The following is a 270-nucleotide window of genomic DNA, read 5'->3' on the forward strand; positions in this document are numbered from 1 at the left end:
CTGCAGGTGTTACTATTACAATTGCAGAAGACAATACTGTAGCAGTAAAAGGCCCTAAAGGTGAATTAACTCGTAAATTCAATGCTGATATGTCTATCAAAATTGAAGAAAATACACTAACAGTTGAGCGTCCATCTGAACAGAAGGAACACCGTGCATTACACGGTACAACTCGTGCTTTAATCGGAAACATGGTTGAAGGTGTAACTACAGGTTTCGCACGCGGACTTGAATTAGTCGGTGTTGGTTACCGTGCTCAAAAACAAGGAG

Annotated in this window: 1 protein-coding gene; it reads left to right on the forward strand. The window is 41.1% G+C overall.

The window, feature by feature from the left end; genetic code table 11:
* The coding region (locus SB658_RS24170) for a 50S ribosomal protein L6 (RefSeq protein ID WP_410602885.1) at window positions 1-270 on the forward strand (270 nt) is incomplete at both ends.

It is taken from the genome of Bacillus sp. SIMBA_008 (assembly GCF_046535495.1).
Classification (GTDB): domain Bacteria; phylum Bacillota; class Bacilli; order Bacillales; family Bacillaceae; genus Bacillus; species Bacillus subtilis.